At 45.2% G+C, this 12,113-nt stretch carries 13 protein-coding genes; 8 read left to right on the forward strand and 5 right to left on the reverse strand.

The genetic code is table 11. The features are described from left to right. Nucleotides 1-103 precede the first annotated feature (103 nt). The 3 genes from rsmH to AC23N5_RS13010 are packed head-to-tail and all read left to right on the forward strand — an operon-like array spanning nucleotide 104 to nucleotide 3,649. On the forward strand, nucleotides 104-1,006 hold the full coding sequence (gene rsmH, locus AC23N5_RS13000; RefSeq protein ID WP_183970861.1) for a 16S rRNA (cytosine(1402)-N(4))-methyltransferase RsmH: 903 nt from the start codon (nucleotides 104-106) through the stop codon (nucleotides 1,004-1,006). Nucleotides 1,007-1,027: 21 nt separating this feature from the next. Further along, a complete protein-coding gene (locus AC23N5_RS13005) occupies nucleotides 1,028-1,420 on the forward strand; it encodes an FtsL-like putative cell division protein (protein WP_183970862.1) in 393 nt (130 codons plus the stop codon). 30 nt (nucleotides 1,421-1,450) lie between these two features. Then, nucleotides 1,451-3,649 (forward strand): penicillin-binding protein, encoded by a 2,199-nt coding sequence (locus AC23N5_RS13010; RefSeq protein ID WP_487755922.1) that lies wholly within the window; start codon nucleotides 1,451-1,453, stop codon nucleotides 3,647-3,649. A gap of 207 nt (nucleotides 3,650-3,856) precedes the next feature. Here AC23N5_RS13010 and AC23N5_RS13015 read toward each other — a convergent pair whose 3' ends face one another. Next, nucleotides 3,857-4,723, reverse strand: a complete 867-nt coding sequence (locus AC23N5_RS13015) for a TIM barrel protein (protein WP_183970864.1) — start codon at nucleotides 4,721-4,723, stop codon at nucleotides 3,857-3,859. Between the two features lie 287 nt (nucleotides 4,724-5,010). Here AC23N5_RS13015 and AC23N5_RS13020 point away from each other — a divergent pair, with 287 nt between their 5' ends. Then, nucleotides 5,011-5,733: a head GIN domain-containing protein gene (locus AC23N5_RS13020; protein WP_487755923.1), complete on the forward strand. Its 723-nt coding sequence runs from the start codon at nucleotides 5,011-5,013 to the stop codon at nucleotides 5,731-5,733. A 120-nt stretch (nucleotides 5,734-5,853) separates the two neighbouring features. Here the strand turns inward: AC23N5_RS13020 and AC23N5_RS13025 are convergent, their stop codons facing one another. The 4 genes from AC23N5_RS13025 to AC23N5_RS13040 form a co-directional block, all read right to left on the reverse strand. Beyond that, the gene (locus tag AC23N5_RS13025) at nucleotides 5,854-6,615 is read right to left on the reverse strand and encodes a LytR/AlgR family response regulator transcription factor (protein WP_122934033.1); all 762 of its coding nucleotides are present in this window, start codon (nucleotides 6,613-6,615) and stop codon (nucleotides 5,854-5,856) included. A gap of 141 nt (nucleotides 6,616-6,756) precedes the next feature. Further along, a complete protein-coding gene (locus AC23N5_RS13030) occupies nucleotides 6,757-7,395 on the reverse strand; it encodes a sensor histidine kinase (protein ID WP_183970867.1) in 639 nt (212 codons plus the stop codon). A gap of 3 nt (nucleotides 7,396-7,398) precedes the next feature. Next, complete coding sequence (locus tag AC23N5_RS13035) at nucleotides 7,399-7,815, reverse strand: globin family protein (protein WP_183970868.1); 417 nt, start codon at nucleotides 7,813-7,815, stop codon at nucleotides 7,399-7,401. Between the two features lie 136 nt (nucleotides 7,816-7,951). Beyond that, nucleotides 7,952-11,149, reverse strand: coding sequence for a ligand-binding sensor domain-containing protein (locus AC23N5_RS13040; RefSeq protein ID WP_487755924.1), 3,198 nt, complete (start codon nucleotides 11,147-11,149; stop codon nucleotides 7,952-7,954). Between the two features lie 260 nt (nucleotides 11,150-11,409). Here AC23N5_RS13040 and AC23N5_RS13045 point away from each other — a divergent pair, with 260 nt between their 5' ends. The 4 genes from AC23N5_RS13045 to AC23N5_RS13060 form a co-directional block, all read left to right on the forward strand. Next, nucleotides 11,410-11,553, forward strand: coding sequence for a class I lanthipeptide (locus tag AC23N5_RS13045; RefSeq protein WP_183970870.1), 144 nt, complete (start codon nucleotides 11,410-11,412; stop codon nucleotides 11,551-11,553). A gap of 71 nt (nucleotides 11,554-11,624) precedes the next feature. Continuing rightward, a complete protein-coding gene (locus AC23N5_RS13050) occupies nucleotides 11,625-11,792 on the forward strand; it encodes a class I lanthipeptide (protein ID WP_183970871.1) in 168 nt (55 codons plus the stop codon). A 46-nt stretch (nucleotides 11,793-11,838) separates the two neighbouring features. Continuing rightward, nucleotides 11,839-12,006 (forward strand): class I lanthipeptide, encoded by a 168-nt coding sequence (locus tag AC23N5_RS13055; RefSeq protein WP_183970872.1) that lies wholly within the window; start codon nucleotides 11,839-11,841, stop codon nucleotides 12,004-12,006. A 47-nt stretch (nucleotides 12,007-12,053) separates the two neighbouring features. Further along, on the forward strand, nucleotides 12,054-12,113 hold a 60-nt coding region (locus AC23N5_RS13060; protein WP_487756099.1), incomplete at its 3' end, for a class I lanthipeptide.

Here is a 12,113-nt window from a genome sequence, read left to right on the forward strand (position 1 = left end):
AAAAAAGAAAGTTTAATAACTGTCCCTCTTCTCAACAAGTTGTTAAATTTGTGGCGGTTCGCATACCCATTTACTAAAACGAACCCAGCAGCTAAAAACCGAGATGTATCATAACCCAGTATTATTGGAAGAATGTTTGGAAGGATTAGACATACAGCCCGACGGCGTGTATGTGGACGTGACGTTTGGCGGCGGTGGTCACTCAAAAGCGATTTTGGCGCGCTTGGGTGAAAAAGGCCGTTTGTTTGCCTTCGACCAAGACCCCGACGCGCGGGCCAATGCCGAAGCCATCAACGACAAGCGTTTGACGTTTGTGGATGCCAATTTTCGCTACCTTCAAAAGTACCTTCGCCTGTATGGAGTCAAGCAAGTCAATGGGATTTTGGGCGACTTGGGCGTGTCTTCGCACCAATTTGATACCCCAGAACGAGGTTTTTCTACGCGTTTTGAGGCATCGCTTGACATGCGCATGAACCCCCGAATTGGCAAAACCGCCCGCGACATTATCGACACCTATACCGTGGAGGAATTACACCGTATTTTTGGAATGTACGGCGAACTCCAAAATGCCAAAACTGCGGCGCAGGCCATTGTGGCGGCTCGTGCCAATCGCTCGATTGAAACAGTAACTGACCTCAAGACGGCCCTGCAACGGTTTGCCCCCCGTGGAAAAGAGAACAAATACTTTGCGCAGGTGTTTCAGGCGTTGCGGATTGAGGTAAACGAAGAAATGGCCGTTTTGCAAGAGTTTCTCACGCAGTCGGCCGAAGTACTCAAGCCTCAGGGGCGTTTGGTGGTGATGTCGTATCATTCATTGGAAGATCGTCTTGTTAAAAACTTCATTGCCAAGGGGAAATTTTTTGGGGAAGTCGAAAAAGATTTTTTTGGAAACGACCTCAAACCATTGCAGGCCATCACCCGCAAGCCCATCGAAGCTAGTCCTGAGGAAATCGCTGAAAATTCGCGTGCTCGTAGTGCCAAATTACGGGTAGCTGAAAAGTTATAAACCCAAACCCTTAAAACTGTTATGGCTATTAACGTAGTAGGTGGGCCGAATGCAAATGGTCGCCCAAATAAAAAAAACAAAACGGGCAATAGTAAAGTCTTGGGATGGCTGAGCCAATGGTTTAACGTAGAAAATGTAATGGGAGGGAAGCAGTTTCCTGTCAAGTACATCGACGGCTCCCTTTTTTTACTATTTCTAGGGCTGATTATGGTGTTTTTCCGAATCAACGCCGAGCGCCAAATGCGCCAATTGCGCAAGTCAAATGAAGAGGTGAATAACTTACGGGCCGAATACACCATCCTGAAAGCCAATTATATGAAGATGGGAAAACAATCGGAATTGGCTCCCAAGGTAGAGGTGTTTGGTATTAAAGAGAGCCGTAAAACACCACAGCGGATTGTGGTGGAAGAGTAGTGTGAGGTTTCCATTTAAAAAAAATAGACGATGCTTTCCCGACCCAAAAATATTCGTGAAGATATATCTCGCCGCTCGTGGATAGTGGCTATTGGCCTGATTGTCCTCGGAGCAGTAGTAATTTACCGTATTTTTTACATCCAGCATTTTGCCCTTCACAAAGATAAGCCTTGGATTGAGTACATGTCAACCACGATGCACATTGATACCATTGAGGCAATGCGTGGAAACATTTATTCGAATGATGGGAGTTTGATGGCAACGTCGCTGCCGTACTTTGAAGTATCTCTGGATCCTACTGTCACGGATAGTACGTATTTCTATAGCCGCGTTGATTCGGTGGCGACGCTTCTTTCTGCGTTATTTCAACAAAGAACGGCTGAAGACTACCGCCGTGAGATGGTGTTTGCACGCCATGAGTTTGAAAAAAATAAGAAAAAAGGAAATCGCAACATTCGGCTGGTGAAACGAAGAATAACGTATCGGGAGTACAATATCATTCTTAATCAGTCTTTTACGGGGTTTGTTTATGACAAAAAAGCGAAGAAAAAAGTAAAAGGAACTTGGAAAGGTTGGCCGTTTTTTCGCCGATTTGCCACAACTGGCCGAAGCCGTGGCGGAAAACTGACGGTGGTTTATGAGCGCTATAACCCGTTTGGGTCGCTGGCTGAGCGTACCATTGGTGATTTAGATAAAAAAACACGGCATGGCTCTTTTGGGATTGAGGCTAGTTTTGATAACCGATTGGCGGGGACGCCCGGTATTGGCTTATACCGCGTCTTGGACGACCAAACCTTTATGCCCAACGACGATGACGAAAAAATACAGCCTGTCAATGGTTACGATTTACACACAACCATTGACGTGAATTTTCAGGACATTGCCGAAACAGCCCTGCGCAATACGCTCGAACGCTACAGGGCTTCGTACGGTTCGGTGATTGTGATGGAAGTCCAAACGGGGGAGATTCGGGCCATTGCCAACTTGTCGCGCTCCTCCGATTCTACCTACAGCGAAACCTACAACTACGCCTTGGCGGGGTTGAGTAATCCAGGTTCTACGTTTAAGTTGCCCACCATGTTGGCAGCTTTTGAAGAAGGGTTGCCCTTGAGCAAAATGTATCATACGGGCAATGGCGTTGCCAAATACCGTTCGGCGGTGATTCGGGATACCAAAAAAACGGGCCACGGCAGCATTACAGCCCAGCAAGTTTTTGAGAAATCGTCGAACGTAGGGGTGCATTTGATTATGAAAGATTATTTCTACGCCCACGGGGACAAGTATGTGGGATACCTGAAACGGTTTCATTTGCGCGAGCCTACGGGGATTCACATGAAAGGCGAGCCTGCACCACGGGTTCGGACGCCGTCGGACAAGCGTTGGAGCAAAACTTCGCTGACCTACATGAGCTACGGATATGAGTCGGAGCTGACGCCTTTGCAGATGTTGGCTTTTTACAATGCTATTGCCAACGACGGGTATTGGGTGCGCCCCATGATTGTGAAGCAAGTAAAAGATGCGGATAAGGTGATTCAGGAATATCCAGTGTTTAAAAGCGAAGAACGTATTGCGTCAGAAAATTCAATCAAAAAAGCGCGTACCATTCTCGAAGGGGTAGTGGACCACGGAACGGCTACCAACATTAGAAATGACCATTATAAAATTGCGGGTAAAACAGGAACGGCGCAAAAATTGGTGAATGGACGATACCTGCAAGGGCTATACAACACGTCGTTTATTGGTTATTTTCCTGCCGATGAGCCGCGCTACACGTGCTTGATTGTCGTTGACAGTCCGCGCGGGTTTAGTATGGAGCAATTGTACGCGGGAAGTGTGGCCGCGCCCGTGTTTAAAGAAGTGGCTGATCGTATCATTGGGTACGACATAAAAATGCACCCGCCATTGACGAAGCAAAAAAATAAAACATCGGAAATGCAGAAGCAACTGCGGGCGGGACATTCGGATGATATTCGGATTGTGGCCGAAGAAATGGACATCGAAGCTCCCGTAAACGTAGATGGTTGGGTGGAAGCTAAAAAAGAAGGAGATAAAGTTGCGTGGGCCAACCGCGATACGGATCCTACGAAAGTGCCTAATTTGAAAGGAATGTCGCTACGTGATGCGTTGTATCTGCTCGAAAACCACGGCTTTAAGGTCAAATATTCGGGGCGGGGAAAAGTGGCTTCTTATACCAATCAGGGCGGCGTGTATTCGCTGGTGCTGAGGTAGAGGGGGAATGACGAATGACGAATGAGGGAGGGACGATGAGCGAATGACGAAATATGCTTTAAACAAACAAGGCTTGGCGAAATCTTCGCCAAGCCTTGTTGTTATATGGAGCGTTTGCGAGGTTTTGAGAAACCTCGGTTTTCGGTTTTGAGAAACCGAAAACACACAAACAGGCAACCCGAAACCTAAAAACAGTAAACCGAAAACCTACCCCCACTTAGCGGCTTGGATGTTGTCGATGCTGATTTTGATGCTTTCTAGCGGTGGACGCTGACACACGTCTTGCTCTACAAAATAATGCTTCAAGCCTGCTTTTTTGGCATCTTTGAACAACGCGCCAAAATCAATGGTGCCTACGCCTACTTCTGCAAACTCTTTCTTTTCGGTATTGGCCATGTCTTTTACGTGCCAAAGCGGAAAACGACCTGGGAATTTTTTGAAGTATTCGTTGGCATTTTCACCTGCTTTCGCTACCCAATACAAGTCCACTTCCATGATGACGTTGGTGTTTTTCAACAACAAGTCGTATGGTTTTTCGCCGTCAATTTTTTGGGTAAATTCAAAATCGTGGTTATGGTAACCGAGCGTAAGACCTGCTTTTTTTGCCACTTCTGAGCCTTTGTTCAACAGCTCAAAAAGTTGTTTGTAATCTTCAGGTTTGCGTTCGTTGTCAATCAAATAGGCGATAACTGCGTATTCTTGCCCAATTGCTGCGGCATCTTCCACTATTTTATCCCAGTTTTTGGTCAAGCCATCGGTGTCTCCAAATGCCTTAGAGCGGGCTGTCATGTAGTGGCCGCTGATGGCTTTGAGGCCATTATCGGCAAGAATCTTACGGTATTCGGTAGGGGTTTTTCCAAAAAACTTGCCTTGGTTGTACCCAAAGTTTTCTACTTTTTTATATCCAAGTTTGGCAACTTCGGCCAAAATTTTCTCGATTCCCTGCTTTTGGATGTCGCTGCGAAGGGTGTACAACTGTAATCCTACCGATTTGGCATTGGGGCGGGCTTCCAACCCGAGCATAGCGAGGGCACTTAGTCCCGCTGTGCTTTGAAGAAAGGTTCTACGGTTCATTTGGTACAAAAGGTGATTTGATAGGTTGAACTTCGTACAAAAGTAATCAGAATCGGATAATTACTTGAAAAGTATTTATCAATTTGATACTAAGTTGTATTTCAAGGTGTTATGAGTTGAAAAAAGAAATTTGTGCTAAAACAAAGATGTTGGCGTGCTAAAAACGGCAAAAACGACTCAGTAGTATGACGATTAAAAAATAACTTTGAGAAGAATGCAACGTTAGCCGTTTTAGATGCATCTTATAGACAAATACCAAATACAACCGTTTTAACACTAGTAACCACATGAAAACAATCTTCAGAAGCCAGTTAATGCTTGCGATGTTGGCAAGCGCATTTTTAGTAGTCGCCTGTTCCTTTTCTTCAAAACAAGACGACAGCCGCAGCTCACGTACCTACGATTTGAAAGGTTTTGACCGTTTGTCGTTGGGAAGTGCGTTTGAAATTTCGGTAACAAAAGGCAATTATTCGGTCAAAGTGGAAGGCCGTAAACAGGATATTGACGATTTGGAAGCAGGGGTTTCGGCGGGAAAACTTCGGATTCGCTACAAGGACTCATTGGGCTGGGGAAGAAATCGCAAGCGAGTGATAGTAACGGTTTCGATGCCTACACTCAAAGGATTGGACTTGTCGGGCGCAACGACCTCAAGGGTGTCGGGCTTCAATGACTTAGGAACACTCGACTTGGATATTTCGGGAGCTTCTAAGTCGGATATTCAAGTAAAAGCACAAAAAATAATCATGGACGCCTCGGGTGCTTCTAGCATTACATTGACAGGAAATGCCAACCGTATCGAAGGGGAAGTGTCGGGTGCTACTTCGATTAGAGCGTACGATTTTCCCGTAAAAGAAGCATTTTTGGACGTGTCGGGCGCGAGCAACGTACGCGTGAGTGTCAACGGCAAAATGGAGGTAGAAGCGAGTGGCGCTAGTAGTGTGCGTTACCGTGGAACGGCCTCGGTTCGTTCCAATACCTCAGGCGCAAGCTCCGTCAAAAGCGAATCATAGGGAATGTTGAGTGAGTGTCGAGGGTAAAGTGCAGAATGTTGAGTGAGTGTCGAGTGTAAAGTGCAGAATGTCGAATTTTTTAAATTATTCGACATTCTGCATTCTCCCCTCGACATTCCTTTATCTATCTATCCAGCGTTTAAAAACGGGGGCTTTTTCGCGACTAATTTCTACTTCGGGGAGGTGATTGGTTTTGAGTTTTAGGTACAACTTTCCTGCCGCATCTCCTTTATAACTTTCAATGGCTTGCTGATTAATAATTTGTCGGCGGCCCGTTCTGAAAAATTCGATAGGATTCAGAATATCTTCTACTTCATCGAGCGTGTTTTGTTCGGCAATGTATTTTTGTCCGTCGTGCGTAACGACATAGATGACTTGGTCGAGGTAAAAAGCGGCGATGTCAGAGATTGAAATAGGAATGGAGGCATTGCGGTGCTGCACAATGAGTTTTTCTTTGTACAACTTTCCTTTTTGCGCTGGGTGATTGACCAACGTCTGGAGCAACTCAGTGGGCATCTGGGCATTCTTTTTCAGGGCTTTGTATTTTTCCAAAGCCCGAATGAGGTCTTCTTCATCAATGGGCTTGAGCAAGTAGTCAATACCGTTGACTTTGAAAGCTTTGATGGCATATTCGTCGTAGGCCGTGGCAAAAATAATGGGACATTTGATGTCGAAATAATTGAACAAGTCGAAGCTAATGCCATCCGAAAGCTGGATGTCCATAAACAGCAAATCAGGTTCAGGATTTTGCATAAACCAACGGCGGGCAGTTTTGACGCTGTGGAGTACGTCAAGGATTTCCGTTTGCGGGGCTATGTCTTTTAGCATCCGTTGGAGCTGTTCAGCAATCAAAATTTCATCTTCTACGATTAGGACTTTCATATAAGTTAGGACTTGGGAATGACGAATGACGAATGACGAATGACGAATGACGAATGACGAATGACGAATGACGAATGACGAATGACGAATGACGAATTGGGGGAACCAATCAACCAAAAACCAGTTAACCAATAACCAAAATCACAGCAAAGGCAGGGTGACTCGGAAGGTTTCGGGGGTTTGCTCTACGACCATGGGTACACTCGAAAAATAAGCGTACAAGTCGGTGAGGCTTTTGAGGGCTTCGTTGCGTTTTGGTTCTAAAATTTGCTTCTTTTGAAGGTTGTTTTCTATAATTAATTGGTTATCAATTGATTTTATGGATATTTTCAATGGACTATCGGGGTCGGTGATGTTGTGACGGGTCGCGTTTTCTACTAAAATTTGCAAAACAGCGGGAACAAGCTTTCGTTCGAGGTACTGAGGTGGCACGTCGATGAGCACCGTAAGCCCTTTTCCAAAGCGCGTTTGGAGTAAGTCGGCATAATCTTTAATAAAATTTAGCTCATCGCTGAGTGGTATGAGCGGCGTGCTACGGGTCGAAAGTAAGTAACGATACACCCGCGTAAGCTGGCTCAGAAACTTGACGGCGAGGCGCTGGTCGCTGTAAATGAGGCTTTCTAAGGTGGCCAGGCTATTAAACAAAAAGTGTGGGTTTAGCTGGCTAACTAAACTCTGGTACCTGACGTCGGACTGGGTACTGTCATAGTTGGTTGCGTCACTCGCTGGTTTGGCGGGGAGTTCGTGGGATTGGTTAGGTTGGTTAGCGAGTGGTTTCATAGATTAGGTGATTTCTTGGCTAGCTGCCTCGGCCATAGCAGCTGCCATTAGGCTGTAAACATCGAGCCACGCTTGCCGAATTTCGGGCGTGAAATCGTCTTTAAGTACTTTTTCTAGCGTCCAAATCAGCGATTCGCCAACAAAGGCATAATGACTGTCTTGAGTGCCATATTTTACGTGGCGGCGTCCCAAATCATGAAGAAGTGGGAGCAACTCGTCCATATTATCTAACGAACAAACCGCAAAGCTAATCACTTGAAATAGCTTAATTCCTTGGGTTTTAAGGTCGCTTTTAAACAAAGGTTGTACTTCGGGGATAATTTCAAATAAGCGACCATAAAAAACCTTGGCGGCATATTCAGATTTAGGAACAATACGCGCAAAGCTTGTTTGGACGAGTCTTTTTTGTTGGTCATTCATGGTTTCAACAATTGAGCAAGGGTTGATGTACTAATCAGGTGGCTGAAATTATGTAAATTCAATGGGGACTTTACAAAAAAAGCAATTGAGTCGTGGGTTTCGCGACTTAATCCGCCCCAAAAACTTGGGCGAACCGTTAATCTAATAAGGGTACCCGTACGACAAAATGCGTGTTTGTTTCTTCGATAAACAGGGGTCGGTTGGTTAGATAGCTGTACAATGCCTTAAAATCACTGAGACCCCGTTTGTTGGAGGTCGCAACGGTACCTCGTTTTTGTAAGTTATTTTCAAAAATTAGGTAATCATTGTCTTCATATATCAACACTTTTAGCGGTGATTCCAAAGCTGTAATGTTGTGTTTGATGGCGTTTTCAATCAGGTTTTGGAACGTCACTGGGACAATTCTTTTTTGGTTTAAAGTCTCCGAAAGGTGGATGTCAATCTGTAGCCCGTCGCTATAACGCATGTGAAGCAGGCTGACAAAATCGCGGGCAAAACGTAATTCTTGTTCCAGCGTCACAGTTTCGTGGTCGTCGTTTTCGATGAGGTAGCGATATACCTTTGTTAGCTGACGCAGGTACTTCGAGGCCAGTTTGTGGTCTTTGTAAATCAAACTGTCGAGTACAGCCAAGCTATTGAACAAAAAGTGCGGATTGAGCTGATTGACAAGGTTTTGGTATTTGGATAAAAACTTTTCTCGTTCCAGCAAAATCGTTTTGCGTTCCGTCTCGGCTTGTTGTTTTTGGGCTATTTCAAACTTCTGTTGGTAGTCGAGTTTTTCGGTCAACTCTTGGTTCAATTGATTTTGGAGCGTTTGTTGTTCTTCCAACAGTTTTACTTCGGTGGCGTGTTCGTGTTCAATCATTTTGACCCGCCAGCGGTACAAATACACGCCCGAACCAATCAGGGTAGCAAGAACCAAAAGCCGAAACCACCAACGTTGCCAGAAGGGTGGATGAATGATGATGTGCAGGTGGTAGGGGACAGGGTTCCAGACACCGTCGTTGTTGGCCGCTCGCACGTGCAAAATATATTCGTTAGGCTGTAAATTGAGGTAATTGAGGGTGGTTTGGTGGGTGGGTGCTCCCCAAGTTTTTTCAATGCCTTCGAGCCAAAACGAAAATAGATTGTTTTCGGAATGGTCATAACTCAGGGCGGCGACTTCAATCGTCAGGTCGTTTTGGTCATAATCTAGCTCTATTGGGACGTTGGTTTGGCGGTAAAGCGTTGGCAATACTTCCTTGCCATACACTTTGACCGATGTTACGGCTACGGGCGGGATAAACGAATTGGTCTTGACTTGGTTGGGGTGAAAACTCACCAGCCCGTACAAGCCGCCAAACAGCAAATTGCCTTGGCTGTCTTTGGCGACGCATTCGGTTTCTACCGACAATACTTGCAGGTTGTCGGCCGAGCCAAAAGAAGTAAATCGTTTGCCATTTTCCTCAAAACGAGTTAAGCCATTGGCCGTTCCCATCCACAGGGTGCTTCCTACGCGAATCAGGGCCGATATGTAATTGTTAGCCAGCCCGTTGCGGGTGGTGAAGTTGGTAAATTGCTGCGTTTGTCGGTTTAAACAACCCAATCCGTTGTCGGTGCCCATCCAGATATTTCCCTTTGAATCTTCGGCAAAAGCCATGACGCCGTTGTCGGGTAGTCCTTTGGGGTTGCTTTCTTCGTAACGGTATGAAACAGTTTTGGTCAAATCGGGGCTAATGCAAAGCACCTCATCGACGCCGCAGCCTACCCACAGGTAGTTTTTGCTGTCAAAAAAGAGTGAATTAAAACGGTTGATAGGTACTTTCCGAATCCGAGCATCATTGAAATGATTGGTGAAAATGCGTGTTTTGGGGTTGTAAATGGTCAAACCTTCTTCTGTCCCAATAAAAATGCGGCCATCGGCACTTTCGGCAAGGTCGTAAATCAGTTTGCCTGCTACAAAATCGGTACGGGTAATATCCTCCGAAGGGGAGGGGTTTTCTTCATTTGGCAGGTGGTCGAAGTGCGTAAATCTGCCCGTTTTAACGTCAAAATAGTGTAAATACGAACGAGTTCCTACCCACACGCCGTCGTTGCGGTCCACCAGCACACTGTTGATGTAATTGTCAGTCAGGCTATACGGGTTATTGGGATCATGTAAATAGCGTTTGTGGGTAGTTTTTTTTGCATCAATCCAGAGCAAGCCTTCGCTTGTGGCCAGCCAAAGGTTGTCTTTGCTATCGACCGCAATCCGATTGATGGTACTGGCGTTGGCATTGGGCTGAGGAACGTTGGCATCTTTGAGCAACGAGCGAAACGACTGGTTGTAAGGGTTGAACCGACTTAGCCCTTTGTACGAAGTAGAAAACCAAATAACCCCCGCACAGTCCTGAAAAACGGATTTGACGTAGTTGGAGCCGAGGCTGCTTGGGGTATTGATGTCAGATAAAAACTGCCCTACTTGGTCCGAATTTTTGGTAAAATAAAAAACCCCTTCGCCCAAGGTAGAAATCCATAAGGTTTGGTCACGGTCAAAATAAATACGGCTGATTTCTTGGGGTTCTTTGAGGGGGAGTTTGATAATCCGAAAAAGCTCACTGGATAAACTCAACGAAGCGACCATTCCGCTCCGCGACCCTACTAGAATATCGCCCGTTTGGGGGTGCTTGGCCAGGGCCGAAAGCGAATTGTCGGGGATGCTGCCAAGCTCATCGCTTTTGCAAAATACCTGAAACGACTTAGACGAACGATGATAACGATACAGCCCCATGTCGGTACCCACCCAAATCGTCTCGCCGTCGGCCATGATACTCCGAATCGAATAAACTTGGGTTTTGGAGGAGGCGTCAGTGGGCAGTTTAACGAGTTCCGATTTTTTAGAAATAGGGTCAAAAACAAGGAGCCCAGAGGCGGTACCTAGCCAAAGTTTCCCTTGGGTGTCTTCGGCCACGCAGCGAATGTAATTGCAGCGCTTGCCGTGTTGGCTAAAGTAAAATCGTTCAAATTGTTGGGTGCGAAAATCGAAGCGGTTAAATCCATTTTGGGTGCCGACCCATAACGTACCATTTTTGGACATAAAAACGGCACGCACCAGCATGTCGGACAAAGAATGAGGGTTGAGCCGTTCGTGGTCAAAAATACGGCACTGTTTTCCATCGTACCGCACCATTCCCATCATGGTACCCACCCACATAAAGCCCGACGTATCCTGCACTGCCGCTGTGATGTAGTGGATGGGAAGGCCCTGCTCGGGACCAAGGTGCTGAAACGAGACGTTCGAGAATTGGGCATGACTCCTATGCTGCCCCCAGCAGATGAAAACCAAAAAGAGCAGGGACGACAGGCGAAATGGCATAAATGCGACCAATTTTAGAGGGTTAAAGCTAAAACTTTACGAAGTAAAAACCCAAAAAGAGAAAGCGAGTCGTGGATTTTGGGAATTAAACCGTATTGAAACGATAAATGAACCGTTGGAAAGAAAGTTAAAACGTTTCAATGGGGAATTTAACCGCTTTACTTTTTTGATTTTTCCCAGCGTCGTTTTACCCACCACCTTTGCAATGTCAATCACGACAAACAAATCATCTAAACACAAAACACAAAACAAACACAACAATGAAAAAGCAACTTTCAAAACTTCATTTAAAAACGGATAACATCGTTGTGCTCTCTAAAAACGATATTCTAGCTATTAAAGGAGGGGCACCTGCGGTCAAAACTCTTTCTTGCCAAGTAGGTCGCTGCTGGCCAAATGGTTAGTCGTTCTATTGAAACAATCTCTCATTTTTCTTTCCATTCATTTAAACACAAAAAACAAAACAAACACAACAATGAAAAAGCAACTTTCAAAATTGAACTTGAAGACTGACAAAGTAGTAAACTTGTCAAAAGACAACAGCCAAGGCGTCGTAGGTGGCCGTCCTCAATCGAACCCTAATTCAAAAGTGTATTGTCTGACTGACTTATGTACATTCACAGGGGCAACATTCTCTTGCTAATTTTTCTTTCCATTCATTTAAACACAAAAACAAAACAAACACAACAATGAAAAAGCAACTTTCAAAATTGAACTTGAAGACTGACAAAGTAGTAAACTTGTCAAAAGACAACAGCCAAGGCGTTGTAGGTGGCCGTCCTCAATCGAACCCTAATTCAAAAGTGTATTGTGTGAGTGACTTATGTACATTCACAGGGGCAACATTCTCTTGCTAATTTTTCTTTCCATTCATCTAAACACAAAACACAAAACAAACACAACAATGAAAAAGCAACTTTCAAAATTGAACTTGAAGACTGACAAAGTAGTAAACTTGTCAAAA

The sequence above is a fragment of the Runella sp. R5_40 genome (genome assembly GCF_057652295.1).

Bases quoted from the DNA above. Each gene is read 5' to 3' on its own strand.
- AC23N5_RS13025 (WP_122934033.1), bottom strand. From the start codon at position 6,615: ATGAAAGTCCTAATCGTAGAAGATGAAATTTTGATTGCTGAACAGCTC.
- AC23N5_RS13035 (WP_183970868.1), bottom strand. From the start codon at position 7,815: ATGAATGACCAACAAAAAAGACTCGTCCAAACAAGCTTTGCGCGTATT.
- AC23N5_RS13040 (WP_487755924.1), bottom strand. From the start codon at position 11,149: ATGCCATTTCGCCTGTCGTCCCTGCTCTTTTTGGTTTTCATCTGCTGG.
- AC23N5_RS13020 (WP_487755923.1), top strand. From the start codon at position 5,011: ATGAAAACAATCTTCAGAAGCCAGTTAATGCTTGCGATGTTGGCAAGC.
- rsmH (WP_183970861.1), top strand. From the start codon at position 104: ATGTATCATAACCCAGTATTATTGGAAGAATGTTTGGAAGGATTAGAC.
- AC23N5_RS13005 (WP_183970862.1), top strand. From the start codon at position 1,028: ATGGCTATTAACGTAGTAGGTGGGCCGAATGCAAATGGTCGCCCAAAT.
- AC23N5_RS13010 (WP_487755922.1), top strand. From the start codon at position 1,451: ATGCTTTCCCGACCCAAAAATATTCGTGAAGATATATCTCGCCGCTCG.
- AC23N5_RS13015 (WP_183970864.1), bottom strand. From the start codon at position 4,723: ATGAACCGTAGAACCTTTCTTCAAAGCACAGCGGGACTAAGTGCCCTC.
- AC23N5_RS13055 (WP_183970872.1), top strand. From the start codon at position 11,839: ATGAAAAAGCAACTTTCAAAATTGAACTTGAAGACTGACAAAGTAGTA.
- AC23N5_RS13050 (WP_183970871.1), top strand. From the start codon at position 11,625: ATGAAAAAGCAACTTTCAAAATTGAACTTGAAGACTGACAAAGTAGTA.
- AC23N5_RS13045 (WP_183970870.1), top strand. From the start codon at position 11,410: ATGAAAAAGCAACTTTCAAAACTTCATTTAAAAACGGATAACATCGTT.
- AC23N5_RS13030 (WP_183970867.1), bottom strand. From the start codon at position 7,395: ATGAAACCACTCGCTAACCAACCTAACCAATCCCACGAACTCCCCGCC.